Here is a 15,808-nt window from a genome sequence, read left to right as displayed (position 1 = left end):
CGGCAACCTCGCCAACGTCAACAAGCTCGAGAAAGACCTCGCCTTCAACCTCGGCGGCCACGTCAACCACTCGATCTTCTGGACCAACCTCACCCCCGACACCCAGACCCCCGAAGGCGAACTCGCCTCCGCCATCGACGACGCCTTCGGCTCGTTCGAGAAGTTCCAGGCCCACTTCACCGCCGTAGCTCTCGGCGTGCAGGGCTCCGGCTGGGCCGTGCTCGGCTACGACGTCATCGGCAAGAACCTCACCGTCTTCCAGCTCTTCGACCAGCAGGGCAACATCCCCTTCGGCGTCGTGCCCCTGTTCATGCTCGACGTCTGGGAGCACGCCTACTACCTCGACTACCTCAACGTGCGCGCCGACTACATCAAGGCCGTCTGGAACATCGCCAACTGGTCCAACGTCGCCGCCCGCCTGGCAGCGGCCACCACCAAGACCGAAGGCCTGCTGGTACTCTCGTAGGCATACGGGATGCCGGTGTCCGAGTGTGATTCCGGTCCCGGCATCCCTCTCCACAGCTACCCACCACAAATGCCCTTTCCGGGCCCCAGCAACAGGAGCAATCTGTGTCTGTAAAGATCGGAATCAACGGCTTCGGCCGCATCGGTCGCAACTTCTTCCGCGCCGCCCTCGCGAAGGGAAGTGACCTCGAGATCGTCGCGGTCAACGACCTGACCGACAACAAGGCGCTGGCCCACCTGCTCAAGTACGACTCCATCACGGGCCGACTCGACGCCAAGGTGGAGCTCGACGGAGACAAGATCGTCGTCAACGGCAAGCCGATCATCGTGCTCGCCGAGCGCAACCCCGCCGACCTCCCCTGGGGCGAGCTGGGCGTCGACATCGTGATCGAGTCGACCGGCCGCTTCACCGCTTCCGACGACGCCCGCGCGCACATCACCGCCGGCGCCAAGAAGGTCATCGTCTCGGCTCCGGCCACCGGTGCCGACGTCGCCACCCTGGTTCTCGGTGTCAACGAGGGCACCTACGACCCGGCGATCCACGACATCATCTCGAACGCCTCCTGCACCACGAACTGCCTCGCGCCGCTCGCCAAGGTGCTGCTGGACAACTTCGGCATCGAGCGCGGTCTGATGACCACGGTTCACGCCTACACCGCCGACCAGAACCTGCAGGACGGCCCGCACAGCGACCTGCGCCGTGCCCGCGGCGCCGCGCAGAACATCATCCCTACCTCCACCGGTGCCGCCAAGGCCCTGGGCCTGGTCATCCCCGAGCTCGTCGGCAAGCTCGACGGCTACGCGCTGCGCGTTCCGGTCCCGACCGGTTCGATCACCGACCTCACCGTCGAGTTGACCAACCCGGCCACCGTCGAGGAGATCAACGCGGCCTACAAGAATGCTGCCGAGGGCGACCTCGCCGGCATCCTGAGCTACACCGAAGACCCGATCGTCTCCAGCGACATCGTGTCCGACCCGCACTCCTCGATCTTCGACGCCGGCCTGACCAAGGTCATCGGCAACCAGGTCAAGGTCGCCTCCTGGTACGACAACGAGTGGGGCTACTCCAACCGCCTCGTCGACGTCACCGAGTACGTCGCAGCCAAGCTCTGATCCAATTTTTGTGGCGCTAGCGCCGCAGCCACCCAGCCGGTGGCGCCCCCGCCCTGTAATGGAGCTGGGGCGCCACCGTCTTCTGACGAAAGGCGTCTTGTGACGCTCCGAACACTCGATTCCCTAGGATCCCTCTCCGGCAAGCGCGTCATCGTGCGATGCGACCTCAACGTTCCTGTGAAGGACGGGGTCATCACCGACGACGGTCGCGTGCGCGCGAGCCTGCCCACCCTGAACCGCCTGCTCGACGCCGGCGCCCGCGTCGTGGTGGTGAGCCACCTCGGCCGCCCCGACGGCGCCCCGGAGGCCAAGTACTCCCTCGAGCCGGTCGCTACGCGCCTCTCCGAGCTGCTCGGCAAGCCGGTCGCGTTCGCGAGCGACACCGTGGGCCAGAGCGCACAGGATGCCGTGGCCGGGCTGGGCGACGGCGAGATCGCGGTTCTCGAGAACCTGCGCTTCAACCCGGGCGAGACCAGCAAAGACGAAGGCGAGCGCCGCGCGTTCGCCGAGCAGCTGGCCGCGTTCGGCGACTCCTTCGTCTCCGACGGATTCGGTGTCGTGCACCGCAAGCAGGCGAGCGTCTACGACCTCGCCGAGCTGCTACCGAGTGCCGCCGGCCTGCTGATCGAGACCGAGCTCGACGTGCTCGACAAGCTCACCGAGAACCCCGAGCGCCCCTACACGGTGGTGCTCGGCGGCTCGAAGGTCTCCGACAAGCTCGGCGTCATCGGGCACCTGCTGCCTCGCGTCAACACGCTGCTGATCGGCGGCGGGATGCTCTTCACCTTCCTCAAGGCCCAAGGCCACGAGGTGGGCTCGAGCCTCCTCGAAGTCGACCAGCTCGACACGGTGCGCGGATACCTCGAGAAGGCCGACGAGCTCGGCGTCACCATCGTGCTGCCCACCGACGTCGTCGTGGCCTCGAAGTTCGGCGCCGACGCGGAGGTGGAGGTCACCGCGGCCGACTCCATCGAGAAGACCGCGTTCGGGGCATCCGGACTCGGACTCGACATCGGCCCGGAGACCGCGCAGAACTTCGCCTCGATCATCGAGGCGTCCAAGACCGTGTTCTGGAACGGCCCCATGGGCGTTTTCGAACTCGCCCCCTTCGCCGCCGGCACCAAAGCCGTGGCGGAAGCACTCACGAAGGTCGACGGCCTCGGTGTCGTCGGCGGCGGAGACTCGGCTGCGGCCGTGCGCGCCCTCGGTTTCGCCGACGAGCAGTTCGGCCACATCTCAACCGGAGGCGGTGCCAGTCTCGAATTCCTCGAGGGCAAGCGTCTCCCTGGCCTGGAGGTCCTCGGATGGTCCTGAATCGCACACCCCTCATCGCCGGCAACTGGAAGATGAACCTCGACCACCTGCAGGCGATCGCCTTCGTGCAGAAGCTCGCCTGGTCGCTCGACGACGCGAAGCACGACTTCGACGACGTCGAAGTGGCGATCTTCCCGCCGTTCACCGATCTGCGTTCGGTGCAGACCCTCGTCTCTGCCGACAAGCTCAAGCTCGCCTACGGTGGGCAGGACATCTCCGAGCACGAGTCCGGTGCCTACACCGGTGAGATCTCGGGCCAGTTCCTGGCGCAGCTCGACACCAAGTACGTCATCATCGGTCACTCCGAGCGTCGCACCCTGCACGGGGAGACGGATGAGATCGTCGCTGCCAAGGTCAAGGCCGCGGTCGCGAACGGCATCGTGCCCGTGATCTGCGTCGGGGAGACCGCCGAGGACCTCGAGAAGCACGGCCAGAGCGCCGTGCCGGTGGCCCAGCTGAAGACGGCGATCGCCGGTCTCAAGGCCGACGCCGACATCGTGGTGGCCTACGAGCCCGTGTGGGCGATCGGCTCCGGCCAGGCGGCGACGCCCGACCAGGCCGAGACCGTGGGCGCGGCCCTCCGCGCCGTCATCGCCGAGAGCCTGAGTGCCGACGCGGCTGCCGCCACGCGCATCCTGTACGGCGGTTCGGTGAAGTCGGGCAACATCGCCGGCTTCATGCGCGAGCCCAACGTCGACGGCGCCCTGGTGGGCGGCGCGAGCCTGGACATCGCCGAGTTCGCGGCGATCGTGCGCTACCAGAAGCACGTCGGAGTGTAGACTGACCTCTGGTCTTCGGGGGATCGACCCGATCTTCCCGCATGTGAAAGGCAAGCAGTGCAAATCCTTCAGGTCATCCTTCAGGTGGTGCTCGGAATCACGAGCCTGCTGCTGACCCTTCTCATCCTGCTCCACAAGGGGCGAGGTGGCGGCCTCTCCGACATGTTCGGTGGGGGCGTCACCTCGAACCTGGGGGCTTCCGGTGTTGCCGAGCGCAACCTCAACCGCATCACCGTGATCCTGGGCCTCGTCTGGGTCGCCAGCATCGTCGTGCTCGGGCTCATCACGAAGTTCGAATAGACACCAAGAGCAAGACAGGGGAAGCAACATGGCATCAGGAGGAAGCGCGATCCGCGGATCGCGTGTCGGCGCAGGGCCGATGGGGGAGCAGGACCGCGGTTTCCACGCGGAGCGGATCCAGGTCTCGTACTGGGACGCGCTGGGCAACGAGACGGTGCGCTATTTCGCCGCCAACCTGCCCGACGAGGAGATCCCCGAGACGATCGACTGCCCCACCTCGGGGCTGCCGGCCGGTCGCGACAAGGCGAACCCGCCCTCGGTCACCAAGCTCGAGCCCTACAAGACGCACCTCGCCTACGTGAAGGAGCGCCGCACGGAGCAGGAGGCCGAGCAGCTCCTCGAAGACGCGCTGCAGCAGCTGCGCTCGCGTCGGGGAACCGCCGCCTCGTAAAAGCCTCACCGAAACCCGAAAGGGCAGTCTCACAATGACGTGAGACTGCCCTTTCGGCGTTCGGGGAACCGGATCAGTAGGACGGCGCGATGAGCGACTCGGGCACCTCGGCGGCCGCCTCGCGGTCGACGAAGAAGACGGTGCGCTTGCGGCCCTGGGCGCCGGCGACCGGAACCTCGTCGATGCTGGCGCCGGCGAGGGCGAGACCGATGGCCGAGGCCTTGTCCGCTCCGGCCAGCACCATCCAGATGCGGTCGGCCGACTGGATGACCGGCAGCGTCAGGCTGAGGCGCTCGGGCGGCGGTTTCGGCGAGTTGCGCACCGGCACCACCGTGGCATCCGTGATGCGGATCTCGTCGTGCCCGGGGAAGAGCGAGGCGATGTGCCCGTCCGGCCCGACCCCGAGGAACATGATGTCGAAACGGGGGTAGTCCTCGCCCTCGGGAGCCGCCTCGGCCAGCTCGGCCGCGTAAACGCGCGCGGCCTCGTCGAGGTCGGCGATCTCGTCGGACGCCGGGAACGCATGCACCTTGGCCGGATCGACCGGCACGTGGTCCAGCAGCGCCTCGAAGGCCTGCAGGTCGTTGCGGTCGGCATCCTTCTTGGGCACGAATCGCTCGTCGCCCCACCAGAAGTGCAGGCGTGACCAGTCGATGGTGTCGGAGGCCGCCGACGATCGGATCGCCGCGAGCACGGCTCCACCCATCGTCCCGCCGGTCAGCACGATGTGCGCCTCGTCGTACTCGTCGAGGATGTCGATCACCTTCGTGATGAAGCGGGCCGCCACGGAGCCGGCGAGCGACTCCTTGTCGGGGTGCACGAGCACGCGTCGGTCGGTCGTCATATGGTGTCTACCCTCACGTGTGTACTCTTACTCGTCATTCCGCGTCGCGGACGCGGGCATCGTCCGTCTCGAGCAGTTCGGCGAGACCCTGGGAGATGACCTCACCATACAGGTCGTCCGGGTCGAGCCGGCGCAGCTCCTCGGCCAGGCAGTCCCGCAGGTTACGGCGGGGCAACGAGAGGTCGTGGGTGGGCTGGTTCGGCTGGCTCAGCCGGGCCACGTTCGGCACCTCGCGCACGAGTTCGATCGGACCGCTGACGCGCGTGAGCGTGACGCCGTGGATACCGCTCGAGCCGTTCGCGCGCGACAGCAGTCCGTACTCCACCGGCACCTTCAGCTGGTGACGCAGCCAGGCGGCGAGCAGCAGCGTCGAGGGGGAGTCGGATGCTCCGGAGACCTCGATCGCCGTCACCGGCTCGTAGGGCGGCTGATCGAGCACCGCGGCGAGCTGCGCCCGCCAGAGGGTGAGCCGGGTCCAGGCGAAGTCGGTGTCGCCCGGCTTGTAGGTCTTGGCCCGGGCGAGCAGCGCTTCGTACGGGTTCGACTGGTTCGACGAGTCGGTGATGCGCCGGGTGGCGATGCGGCCGAGGCTCGACTTCGAGACGTTCTCCGGCGCCATTCCGGGCCACCAGACGACGACCGGCGCATCCGAGAGCAGGAGTCCCGTGACCAGGCCCTCCTGGTCGCTCGCCGCGGCTCCGTACGCGCGCAGCACGATGACCTCGCTCGCTCCGGCGTCGCCGCCGACCCGGATCTGCGCGTCGAGCCGGGCACCGCGCCCGGTGGTCGAGCCGTCGTTCTCCTGGTCGGTCGAGACCACGATGACGCGCATCGGGTGCTCGCGCGAGGCGTCGTTCGCCGCCTCGATGGCATCCTCCTCCTCGCCGAGCGAGGTGACGATGACGAGGGTGAGAACGCGGCCGAGGGCCACCGCTCCACCCTCTTCACGGATCTTCACGAGCGATTTCGAGATCTTGCTCGTGGTGGTGTCAGGCAGATCGACGATCACGGACGTCTCCAGGTTCTTCCGTCGCGGGCGAGCAGTTCATCGGCGGAGTCCGGCCCCCAGGTTCCCGGGCGGTATTGCTCGGGCTGGCCCTGGGTGGTCCAGAACTCCTCGATCGGGTCGAGGATCTTCCACGAGAGCTCGACCTCCTTCTGACGCGGGAACAGCGGCGGATCGCCGAGCAGCACGTCGAGGATGAGGCGCTCATAGGCCTCCGGGCTGGCTTCGGTGAAGGCGTGGCCGTAGCCGAAGTCCATGGTGACGTCGCGCACCTGCACGCCGGCGCCGGGCACCTTCGAGCCGAACCGGATCGTGACACCCTCGTCGGGCTGCACCCGGATGACCAGGGCGTTCTGACCGAGTTCGGAGGTCTGGCTCTCGGCGAAGAGGTACTGCGGCGCGCGCTTGAATACGACCGCGATCTCCGTGACCCGGCGGCCGAGCCGCTTGCCGGCCCGCAGGTAGAACGGCACGCCCGCCCAGCGGCGGGTGCCGATGTCGAGCTTCACGGCCGCGTAGGTCTCGGTGAGCGACTCGGGGTTCATGCCGTCTTCCTCGAGGAAGCCGAGAACCTTCTCGCCACCCTGCCAGCCGCCCGAGTACTGACCGCGCGCGGTGACCGTGGCCAGGTCGTCGGGAAGCTTGACGGCGGCGAGCACCTTCTCCTTCTCGGCACGCAGATCGGCGGCGTCGAACGAGATGGGCTCCTCCATGGCGGTGAGCGCCATCAGCTGCAGCAAGTGGTTCTGGATGACGTCGCGGGCCGCGCCGATGCCGTCGTAGTAGCCGGCCCGGCCGCCCACGCCGATGTCTTCGGCCATCGTGATCTGCACGTGGTCGACGTAGTTGGCGTTCCAGATGGGTTCGTAGAGCTGGTTGGCGAAGCGCAGAGCGAGGATGTTCTGCACCGTCTCCTTGCCCAGGTAGTGGTCGATGCGGAACACCGAGTCGGGCGGGAAGACCGACTCGACCACGTCGTTCAGCTCGATCGCCGTCTTCAGGTCGCTGCCGAAGGGCTTCTCGATCACCACGCGGCGCCAGTGGTCCTCGCTCTGGTCGGCGAGTCCCGAACGGCGCAGCTGCTCGGTCACCAGCGGGAAGGCCTTCGGCGGGATCGACAGGTAGAACGCGTAGTTGCCCATGGTGCCGCGGTCGCGGTCGAGCTCGTCGATCGTCGTCTTCAGCTGCTCGAAGGCGCTGTCGTCGTCGAACTCACCCGAGACGAAGCGGATGCCCTCGGAGAGCTGGCGCCACACGTCCTCGTCAAACGGCGTTCGCGAGTGCTCCTTGACGGAGTCGTGCACGACCCGCTCGAAGTCCTGGTCCTCCCAGTCACGGCGGGCGAAGCCGATCAGCGAGAAGCCCGGCGGCAGAAGGCCCCGGCTGGCGAGGTCGTACACCGCGGGCATGAGCTTCTTGCGCGACAGGTCACCGGTCACCCCGAAGATCACCAGGCCCGAGGGCCCCGCGATCCGGTTGAGCCGGCGATCCGTCGGCAGGCGCAGCGGGTTGTACTCCGGCGTTATCTCAACGGGAGGCATGGATACGTGTAACTCCTTGTGTCGGTTCTCGGCGGCAGCTCAGCGCAGGGCGCTGAACAGCGTCGACACGTCGGCCTGGGCGTCGCCGAGGTTCAGGCGCAGCACGGGTCGACCGTGCTCTGCGAGAACCGTGGCGTCGCCGCTGGCCTGGGCCTGGATGAGCTGACCGAAGGTGAACGGGCGATCCGGGATCACCAGGTCGTTCTCGGTGTCAGCGGTGATCTGCAGGAACACACCGGCGGCGGGGCCGCCCTTGTGGTACTGACCGGTGGAGTGCAGGAAGCGCGGGCCCCAGCCGAACGTGACCGGCCGGTGCGAGCGCGCCGCGAGCAGGTCGCGGAGCTCGGCGAGCTGCGGCAGCTCGAGGCGGTCGACGTACGCCATGACCGCGAGGTACCCATCGGAGGGCAGCTCGGCGAGCAGGGAGTCGACGGCGCCGGCGAGGGTTCCGGATGCGGTGAGCGCCTCGGTCGAGCCGCGCACCTCGATGCCGCCCTCGACGAACGCGGGTGCCACCGGCTCTGGCCGGTTCTCCAGCAGGCCGCGGGCGGCCTCCTTGGCGGACTCCACGTCGGGCTGGTCGAACGGGTCGATGCCGAGCAGGCGCCCGGCCACCGCGATCGCGTACTCCCAGGTGAGGATCAAGGCCCCGAGGGAACCGCTGATCAACACCTCGCCCGGGTGCTTCTCGTGCAGGTGGAACTCGTTCGCGTTGGCGACCAGCCGCACGATCTGCACGTCGGGGAGTCCCTCGGTGATCTCGGGGGAGTCGACGTCGAGCACGATCGGCAGAAGGCCCTTGCCGTCTTTGCCGGTCGACTCGGCGATCAGCTGCTCGGCCCAGTCGGCGAAGCCCACGATGTGGGTTCCGTCGGCCACGATGCCGGTCTTGTCCCGCAGCGGGACGGTTCCGGCGAGGGCGGCGCCCAGGATGAGACCGAAGTTCTCGTCGCCGTCCTCCGCGAGGTTGAGCGAGATCGCGTCGGCCTCGTCGAGCAGCTCGCCGATGTCGGCGCCCGCGAGGCCCGCCGGTACCAGTCCGAAGGCCGTGAGGGCGGAGTACCGCCCGCCCACGTTCGGGTCGGCCAGGAAGGTGCGGTAGCCGGCATCCGTCGCCAGCTCCTGCAGGGGCGATCCCGGGTCGGTGACGATGACGATGCGGTTCGCCGGGTCGATGTCGGCCGCGCGGAACGCGGCCTCGTACGCGCGGCGCTGGCTGTCGGTCTCCAGCGTGCCGCCGGACTTCGACGAAGCGATCAGCACCGTCGACTCGAGGCGGTCGGCCAGGGCGGAGGCGATCTGCTCGGGCGCGGTCGAGTCGAGGATGGTGAGCTCGACGCCCGCGGTACGGGTGATCACCTCGGGAGCGAGCGACGATCCACCCATGCCGGCCAGCACGAAGTGGTCGATGCCGATCGCGAGGAACTCGGCGCGGAGCGCCTCGATCTCGGCCACAAGCGGGCGCGAGATCGAGACGGCTTCGGTCCAGCCCAGCCGCTTCGCGGCCTCCGGCTCGGCCGCAGGGCCCCACAGGGAGGGGTTCTGGGCCGTGATGCCGGACGCCACGAGGTCGGCGACGAGCTGAGGCACGTGCGTGTGCACGGCCTTCTTGGCATCACCGGAGAGGTGGATGCCAACGGTCACTTGGCCGACTCCAGAGCGGTGGTCACCGTCTCCAGCAGCTCGTTCCAGGACACGATGAACTTCTCGACGCCCTCCTTCTCGAGCAGCTCGGTGACCTCGGCGTAGGAGATGCCCTGGGCGCCGATGGCGTCGAGCACCTTGTTCGCCGCGGCGTACGATCCGGAGATCGTGTCGCCGGTGACCACACCGTGGTCGAAGGTGGCGTCGAGGGTCTTCTCGGGCATGGTGTTGACGACCTCGGGGGCTGCCAGCTCCACCACGTACGTGGTGTCGGGAACGCTGGGGTCTTTCACACCGGTCGAGGCCCAGAGCGGACGCTGCTTGTTGGCGCCGGCGGCCAGCAGGAATGCGGCACGCTCGGTGGCGAAGGACTGCTCGTACACCTCGTAGGCGAGCTGGGCGTTCGCGACGCCCGCCTTGCTCTTGAGGGCGAGGGCCTCGTCGGTGCCGATCGCGACCAGGCGCTTGTCGATCTCGGTGTCGACGCGCGACACGAAGAAGGAGGCGACCGAGTGGATCTTCGACAGGTCGAGCCCCGCCTCCTTGGCCTTCTCCAGACCGGACAGGTAGGCGTTGATGACATCGCGGTAGCGCTCGAGCGAGAAGATCAGCGTGACGTTGACCGAGATGCCCGCGGCGATCGTGGCGGTGATGGCCTCCAGGCCCTCCACGGTCGCGGGGATCTTGATCAGCACGTTCTCACGGTCGACCTTCTTGTACAGCGCCTGCGCCTGCTCGATGGTGCCCTGCGCGTCGTGCGCGAGGCCCGGCTCGACCTCGATCGAGACGCGGCCGTCGAAGCCGCCGGTGGAGTCGTAGATCGGCTTGAAGATGTCGCTGGCGGCGGCGACGTCGTCGGTGGTGATCTCGAAGACGGCGGAGGTGACATCCGCGCCGGCCTTGGCCAGAACGGCGACCTGCTCGGCGTACGACTCGCCGTTGGCGAGGGCCGCGGCGAAGATCGACGGGTTCGTCGTGACACCGACGACGTTCTTCTCGGCGATCAGCTTCTGCAGGCCGCCCGAGGAGATGCGCGAGCGCGACAGGTCGTCGAGCCAGATGCTGACGCCGACCTCGGAGAGCTGCTGCGTGGGAGTTGCTTCGGTCATGTGTTCATGTCTCCTTGTAGGGAAATTCAGGTTCAGAGGGCGGCGATGGAGGTCTTCGCGGCCTCGACCGCGGCCTCGGTGGTGATGCCGAACTCGCGGAACAGCGTCTTGTAGTCGGCCGAGGCACCGAAGTGCTCGATCGAGACGATGCGTCCGGCGTCGCCGACGTACTGACGCCAACCGAGGCCGATACCGGCTTCGATCGACACGCGCGCCTTGACGGAGGCCGGCAGCACCGACTCCTTGTACTCGGTGGGCTGCTCTTCGAACCACTCCAGCGACGGAGCTGAGACGACGCGGGCGTTGATGCCCTCGCCGGCCAGGATCGCGCGCGCCTCGACAGCGAGCTGCACCTCGGAACCGGTCGCGATGAAGATCACGTCGGGGGTGCCGCCCGGAGCCTCGGCGAGCACGTAGGCGCCCTTGGAGGTGTTGGCGGCCGACGCGAAGACGTCACCGGATGCTTCGCCCTCGCCCCGCTCGTAGGTGGGGATGTTCTGGCGAGTGAGTGCGATGCCGGCCGGGTTGTGCCGGCGGCCGAGGATCGTCAGCCAGGCGTAGGCCACCTCGTTGGCGTCGGCGGGACGCACGACGTCGAGCCCCGGGATCGCGCGGAGCGACCACAGCTGCTCGATCGGCTGGTGCGTGGGGCCGTCTTCGCCGAGGGCGACGGAGTCGTGCGTCCAGACGAACACCGAGGGCACCTTCATCAGCGCGGCCAGACGCACCGCGGGGCGCATGTAGTCGCTGAAGATGAGGAAGGTGCCGCCGAACGGGCGGGTCTTGCCGTGCAGCACGATGCCGTTCAGGATCGAGCCCATGGCGTGCTCGCGGATGCCGAAGTGCAGCACGCGGCCGTAGGGGTTGCCCGTCCACTCGTGGGTGGAGTGCTCGGCCGGCACGAACGAGGCCGCCGACTCGATGGTGGTGTTATTCGACTCGGCCAGGTCGGCCGATCCGCCCCAGAACTCGGGCAGCTCGGCGGCGAGGGCGTTGATGACCTTGCCGGAGGCGGCACGGGTCGAGACGTCTTTGCCGCCCTCGAACGCGGGCAGCACCGACTCGAGGTTCTCGGGCAGCTCGCCCGCCTCGAGGCGGTCGAGCAGCTGCTTCTTCTCGGGGTTGGCGGCGGCCCAGGCGTCGAAGCCCTTCTGCCACTCGGCGCGCTCCTCGGAGCCCCTCTGCACGGCCTTGCGGGTGTGCGAGATGACCTCGTCGGCCACCACGAAGCTCTGCTCGGGGTCGGCGCCGAGAACCTCTTTGAGGCCCTTGAGCTCGTCGGCCCCGAGGGCCGATCCGTGGATCTTGCCGGTGTTCTGCTTCTTCGGCGACGGCCAGCCGATGATCGTCTTGAGGATGATCAGCGAGGGCTTGGAGGTCTCGGCCTTGGCCGCCTCGATCGCCTCGTAGAGCGCCTGGACGTCTTCGACGTACTGGCCGGTCTTCTTCCAGTCGACCACCTGCACGTGCCAGTGGTAGGCCTCGAAGCGCGCGTGCACGTCTTCGGTGAAGGCGATGTTGGTGTCGTCTTCGATGGAGATCTGGTTGGAGTCGTAGATCGCGATCAGGTTGCCGAGCTGCTGGTGGCCGGCGAGGGAGGCGGCCTCGCTGGTGACGCCCTCCTGCATGTCGCCGTCGCCGGCGATCACGTAGGTGTGGTGGTCGAACGGGCTGGTGCCCGCCTCGGCCTCGGGGTCGAACAGTCCGCGCTCGAAGCGCTGGGCGTAGGCGAAGCCCACGGAGGAGGCGAGGCCCTGGCCGAGCGGGCCGGTGGTGATCTCGACGCCGTCGGTGTGGCCGTACTCCGGGTGGCCCGGCGTGAGCGAGCCCCAGGTGCGCAGCGCCTTGAGGTCGTCGAGCTCGAGGCCGTAGCCGCCCAGGTAGAGCTGGATGTACTGGGTCAGCGAGGAGTGGCCGACCGAGAGGATGAAGCGGTCCCGGCCCAGCCAGTGCTGGTCGCTCGGGTCTTTGCGCATCACCTTCTGGAAGAGGAGGTAGGCGGCGGGAGCGAGGCTGATCGCCGTTCCCGGGTGGCCGTTCCCGACCTTCTCGACCGCGTCAGCGGCGAGGAGCTTCGCGGTGGTTACGGCCTGGTCGTCAATGGGTTCCCATTGGAGTGTCGCCACGAGGTGTTGGACCCTTCTCGATCGCGGTTCCTCAGATACGGAACCGATCCGCATCAATCATATCGAGGCGGACCGAGCCCCCTGTCTCCATCGAATAGACTTGAGCTTGTATTCACCATGGGCAGGTAATGAGGAGTAATGGACGTAGCCGTTGACGGCCGGGTAGAACATCGGCGGATCAGCCCGATGGAGAAGGTCAAGGCGTACATCGCGCTGACCAAACCCCGGGTGATCGAGCTGCTCCTGGTGACGACCGTTCCGGTCATGATCCTGGCCCAGCAGGGCATCCCGAATCTGTGGCTGGTCTTCGCCACCCTGATCGGCGGAGCGCTCTCGGCCGGCAGTGCGGGAGCGTTCAACTGCTACTTCGACCGCGACATCGACCGCATGATGGACCGCACGTCCAAGCGTCCGCTGGTCACCGGAGTGCTGAGCGACCGCGAAGCCCTGGTCTTCGCCTGGGCGATCGGCGTGCTCTCCATCGTGTGGCTCGCCGTCTTCACCAACCTGCTGGCCGCCGCGCTGTCGCTGGTCGCCATCCTCATCTACGTGCTGCTCTACACGCTCGTGCTGAAGCGCCGCACCCCGCAGAACATCGTCTGGGGCGGAACCGCCGGCTGCATGCCGGTGCTGATCGGCTGGGCGGCCGTCACGAACTCCCTCTCCTGGGAGGCGCTGATCCTGTTCGGCATCATCTTCCTCTGGACCCCGCCGCACTACTGGCCTCTGTCGATGAAGTACCGCGCCGACTACAAGACCGCGGGCGTGCCGATGCTCGCCGTGGTGCGCGGCCGCGTGGTCGTGGGCCTGCAGATCGTGCTCTACGCCTGGGCCATGGTGGCCTGCTCGCTGTTGCTGATCCCGGTGGGGCACATGGGCCTGATCTACTCGGCCACCGCCGTGATCGCGGGCGGCTGGTTCCTCTACGAGTCGCACCGCCTCTACAGCCGGTCGATCCGCGACCTGTCGATCAAGCCGATGCGTGTGTTCCACGGCTCGATCACGTACCTCACGCTGATCTTCCTCGCGGTGGCGATCGACCCGCTGCTCACCATCTTCCCGCTGTGAGGCCATCCGAACTATGACGATCATCCGATGAAGACTCCACTCGGCTGGGCCGCTTCGCGCTGGACGCTCACCCCCCGCGCCCTGCGCTGGGGCACCACGGCGGCGCTGATCGTCAGCATCCTGATCATCGTCACCGGCGGTGTGGTGCGGGTGACCGGATCCGGGCTCGGCTGCCCCACTTGGCCGGCCTGCGACACCGGCTCGCTCACCACCACCCCCGAACTCGGCATCCACGGGTTCATCGAGTTCACCAACCGGGCGCTCACCGGCGTGCTGATCGCCGCCGTGGGCTGGGCCATCATCGCCGCCCGGCTGCAGAAGCCGCGCGAGCGCAGCATGACCCGCCTCACCTGGGCGCAGTTCTGGCTCGTCGTGCTGAACGCCGTGGCCGGCGGGGTCACCGTGCTGACCGAGCTCAACCCGTGGGTCGTCGCCATGCACTTCGTGCTCGCGGTCGGGCTGCTCACCACCACCACCCTCGCCTGGCACCGGGCACATCGTGGTCAGTCGGCCGCGGTGGTGTTCCCCCGGCGGGTCGGTGGCCTGGCCTGGCTCCTCGTGGCGGCCACGGCCGTTCTGATCCTCGTCGGCACCCTGGTGACCGGCACCGGCCCGCACGCCGGCGACTCGGCCGAGGTGCCGCGGATGGCGTTCGTCTGGGAGCAGGTGACGGTGGTGCACGGCATCCTGGGCACCCTGGTGCTGGTGCTCGGTGTCGTTCTGCTCGTTCTGGTGTCGCGCATCCCGGGCGCCACGCTGGCCCTGCGCCGCACCGTCACCTTCGTGGTGGTGGTCGTGCTCCAGGCCTCGCTCGGCGTCGCCCAGGCCCTCCTCGGCCTTCCGGAATGGATGGTCGTGCTGCATCTGCTCGGGTCGGCCTTGGTGTGGGTGGGCGTGCTGCGTGTGCTGCTCGACCTTCATCCGCAGCTCTGGGCCCCCAAAGCACCCAGCACGTATACAATGGAAGCTCAGGAACCCGCTTTTCACGCGTGAGTTCCCACCCGACACACAATCCGCCCAGAATCGCCACGCGGCAGATAGATCGCTGCGACACTGGAATGTCGGAGACGGCTGTGCGGTTCAACCCGACAGCTGCACGAGCAGCAGTGGGACCAACGGCAGTCAGCAGCAGTAAGGAAGGGAGTCAGTCATGTCAGACGTACTCATCGACCGACCGGAACTCGAGAACCTCGGGGTTTACGAATTCGGCTGGTCCGACTCGGACACGGCAGGCGCCACCGCGAAACGCGGAATCAACGAAGCCGTGGTCACGAACATCTCCGATCTCAAGAGCGAACCGGAATGGATGCTGAAGACGCGCCTCAAGGCCCTTCAGATCTTCGGCCGCAAGCCCATGCCCACGTGGGGAGCAGATCTCTCGGGCATCGACTTCGACAACATCAAGTACTTCGTGCGGTCGACCGAGAAGCAGGCCCAGACCTGGGACGACCTGCCCGACGACATCAAAAACACCTACGAGAAGCTCGGCATCCCCGAGGCGGAGCGCCAGCGCCTCGTCTCCGGCGTCGCCGCGCAGTACGAGTCGGAGGTGGTCTACCACCAGATCCGCGAAGACCTCGAGGGCCAGGGCGTCATCTTCATGGACACCGACACGGCGCTGCGCGAGCACCCCGAGTTCTTCACCGAGTACTTCGGCACCGTCATCCCGTCGGGCGACAACAAGTTCGCCGCACTGAACACGGCCGTCTGGTCGGGCGGCTCGTTCGTCTACGTGCCCCCGGGTGTGCACGTCGAGATCCCGCTGCAGGCCTACTTCCGCATCAACACCGAGAACATGGGCCAGTTCGAGCGCACGCTGATCATCGCCGACGAGGGCTCGTACGTGCACTACATCGAGGGCTGCACGGCGCCGATCTACAAGAGTGACTCGCTGCACTCGGCCGTGGTGGAGATCATCGTGAAGAAGAACGCCCGCGTTCGCTACACGACGATCCAGAACTGGTCGAACAACGTCTACAACCTCGTCACCAAGCGCGCGATCGCGCACGAGGGCGCGACGATGGAGTGGATCGACGGCAACATCGGCTCCAAGGTCACCATGAAGTACCCGTCGATCTACCTGGTCGGCGAGCACGCCAAGGGCGAGA

Annotated in this window: 15 protein-coding genes; 9 read left to right on the top strand and 6 right to left on the bottom strand. The window is 67.5% G+C overall.

Going from position 1 to position 15,808, the window contains the following annotated elements; translation table 11 throughout:
- The 6 genes from Q0D75_RS19705 to Q0D75_RS19680 all read left to right on the top strand — a co-directional run.
- On the top strand, positions 1 to 466 hold a 466-nt coding region (locus tag Q0D75_RS19705; protein WP_291057354.1), incomplete at its 5' end, for a superoxide dismutase.
- A 104-nt stretch (positions 467 to 570) separates the two neighbouring features.
- Positions 571 to 1,578 (top strand): type I glyceraldehyde-3-phosphate dehydrogenase, encoded by a 1,008-nt coding sequence (gap, locus tag Q0D75_RS19700; protein WP_291057353.1) that lies wholly within the window; start codon positions 571 to 573, stop codon positions 1,576 to 1,578.
- Between the two features lie 99 nt (positions 1,579 to 1,677).
- Positions 1,678 to 2,892, top strand: coding sequence for a phosphoglycerate kinase (locus tag Q0D75_RS19695; RefSeq protein ID WP_291057351.1), 1,215 nt, complete (start codon positions 1,678 to 1,680; stop codon positions 2,890 to 2,892).
- A complete protein-coding gene (gene tpiA, locus Q0D75_RS19690; RefSeq protein ID WP_291057349.1) occupies positions 2,883 to 3,671 on the top strand; it encodes a triose-phosphate isomerase in 789 nt (262 codons plus the stop codon). Before Q0D75_RS19695 ends, tpiA begins: the two co-directional genes overlap by 10 nt.
- A gap of 57 nt (positions 3,672 to 3,728) precedes the next feature.
- Positions 3,729 to 3,971 (top strand): preprotein translocase subunit SecG, encoded by a 243-nt coding sequence (gene secG / locus Q0D75_RS19685; protein ID WP_291057347.1) that lies wholly within the window; start codon positions 3,729 to 3,731, stop codon positions 3,969 to 3,971.
- 28 nt (positions 3,972 to 3,999) lie between these two features.
- The gene (locus tag Q0D75_RS19680) at positions 4,000 to 4,362 is read left to right on the top strand and encodes an RNA polymerase-binding protein RbpA (RefSeq protein ID WP_291057345.1); all 363 of its coding nucleotides are present in this window, start codon (positions 4,000 to 4,002) and stop codon (positions 4,360 to 4,362) included.
- A gap of 73 nt (positions 4,363 to 4,435) precedes the next feature.
- Here the strand turns inward: Q0D75_RS19680 and pgl are convergent, their stop codons facing one another.
- Genes pgl through tkt form a run of 6 tightly spaced genes read right to left on the bottom strand, consistent with a single transcriptional unit; the run spans position 4,436 to position 12,632 of the window.
- Positions 4,436 to 5,206 carry a 6-phosphogluconolactonase gene (pgl, locus tag Q0D75_RS19675; RefSeq protein ID WP_291057343.1) on the bottom strand — a complete coding sequence of 257 codons (771 nt, stop codon included), beginning with the start codon at positions 5,204 to 5,206 and terminating at the stop codon, positions 4,436 to 4,438.
- Positions 5,207 to 5,240: 34 nt separating this feature from the next.
- Positions 5,241 to 6,215: a glucose-6-phosphate dehydrogenase assembly protein OpcA gene (locus tag Q0D75_RS19670; RefSeq protein ID WP_291057341.1), complete on the bottom strand. Its 975-nt coding sequence runs from the start codon at positions 6,213 to 6,215 to the stop codon at positions 5,241 to 5,243.
- Positions 6,212 to 7,753 carry a glucose-6-phosphate dehydrogenase gene (gene zwf, locus Q0D75_RS19665; RefSeq protein WP_291057340.1) on the bottom strand — a complete coding sequence of 514 codons (1,542 nt, stop codon included), beginning with the start codon at positions 7,751 to 7,753 and terminating at the stop codon, positions 6,212 to 6,214. The genes Q0D75_RS19670 and zwf overlap by 4 nt, the downstream gene beginning before the upstream one ends.
- Positions 7,754 to 7,792: 39 nt before the next feature.
- Entirely contained in the window at positions 7,793 to 9,397 is a 1,605-nt protein-coding gene (locus Q0D75_RS19660; RefSeq protein WP_291057338.1) for a glucose-6-phosphate isomerase, read from the bottom strand.
- Entirely contained in the window at positions 9,394 to 10,506 is a 1,113-nt protein-coding gene (tal, locus tag Q0D75_RS19655) for a transaldolase (protein ID WP_291057336.1), read from the bottom strand. The genes Q0D75_RS19660 and tal overlap by 4 nt, the downstream gene beginning before the upstream one ends.
- 32 nt (positions 10,507 to 10,538) lie before the next feature.
- The gene (gene tkt, locus Q0D75_RS19650; protein WP_291057334.1) at positions 10,539 to 12,632 is read right to left on the bottom strand and encodes a transketolase; all 2,094 of its coding nucleotides are present in this window, start codon (positions 12,630 to 12,632) and stop codon (positions 10,539 to 10,541) included.
- Positions 12,633 to 12,770: 138 nt separating this feature from the next.
- Between tkt and Q0D75_RS19645 the strand changes: the two genes are divergently transcribed.
- The 3 genes from Q0D75_RS19645 to sufB form a co-directional block, all read left to right on the top strand.
- On the top strand, positions 12,771 to 13,700 hold the full coding sequence (locus Q0D75_RS19645; RefSeq protein WP_291057332.1) for a heme o synthase: 930 nt from the start codon (positions 12,771 to 12,773) through the stop codon (positions 13,698 to 13,700).
- A 27-nt stretch (positions 13,701 to 13,727) separates the two neighbouring features.
- Entirely contained in the window at positions 13,728 to 14,693 is a 966-nt protein-coding gene (locus tag Q0D75_RS19640) for a COX15/CtaA family protein (RefSeq protein ID WP_291057330.1), read from the top strand.
- 157 nt (positions 14,694 to 14,850) lie between these two features.
- A partial coding sequence (gene sufB, locus Q0D75_RS19635; protein WP_291057328.1) for a Fe-S cluster assembly protein SufB occupies positions 14,851 to 15,808 on the top strand: 958 nt, incomplete at its 3' end.

The sequence above is a fragment of the Herbiconiux sp. genome (assembly GCF_023264855.1).
GTDB lineage: Bacteria > Actinomycetota > Actinomycetes > Actinomycetales > Microbacteriaceae > Herbiconiux.
Note: the sequence above shows the minus strand (reverse complement) of the source record. Positions and strands in the feature narration are given on the sequence as shown.

What these genes read in the sequence shown, in the direction of transcription:
- tpiA (WP_291057349.1), top strand. Translation starts at nt 2,883, where the DNA reads ATGGTCCTGAATCGCACACCCCTCATCGCCGGCAACTGGAAGATGAAC.
- pgl (WP_291057343.1), bottom strand. Translation starts at nt 5,206, where the DNA reads ATGACGACCGACCGACGCGTGCTCGTGCACCCCGACAAGGAGTCGCTC.
- tal (WP_291057336.1), bottom strand. Translation starts at nt 10,506, where the DNA reads ATGACCGAAGCAACTCCCACGCAGCAGCTCTCCGAGGTCGGCGTCAGC.
- Q0D75_RS19680 (WP_291057345.1), top strand. Translation starts at nt 4,000, where the DNA reads ATGGCATCAGGAGGAAGCGCGATCCGCGGATCGCGTGTCGGCGCAGGG.
- Q0D75_RS19640 (WP_291057330.1), top strand. Translation starts at nt 13,728, where the DNA reads ATGAAGACTCCACTCGGCTGGGCCGCTTCGCGCTGGACGCTCACCCCC.
- Q0D75_RS19645 (WP_291057332.1), top strand. Translation starts at nt 12,771, where the DNA reads ATGGACGTAGCCGTTGACGGCCGGGTAGAACATCGGCGGATCAGCCCG.
- zwf (WP_291057340.1), bottom strand. Translation starts at nt 7,753, where the DNA reads ATGCCTCCCGTTGAGATAACGCCGGAGTACAACCCGCTGCGCCTGCCG.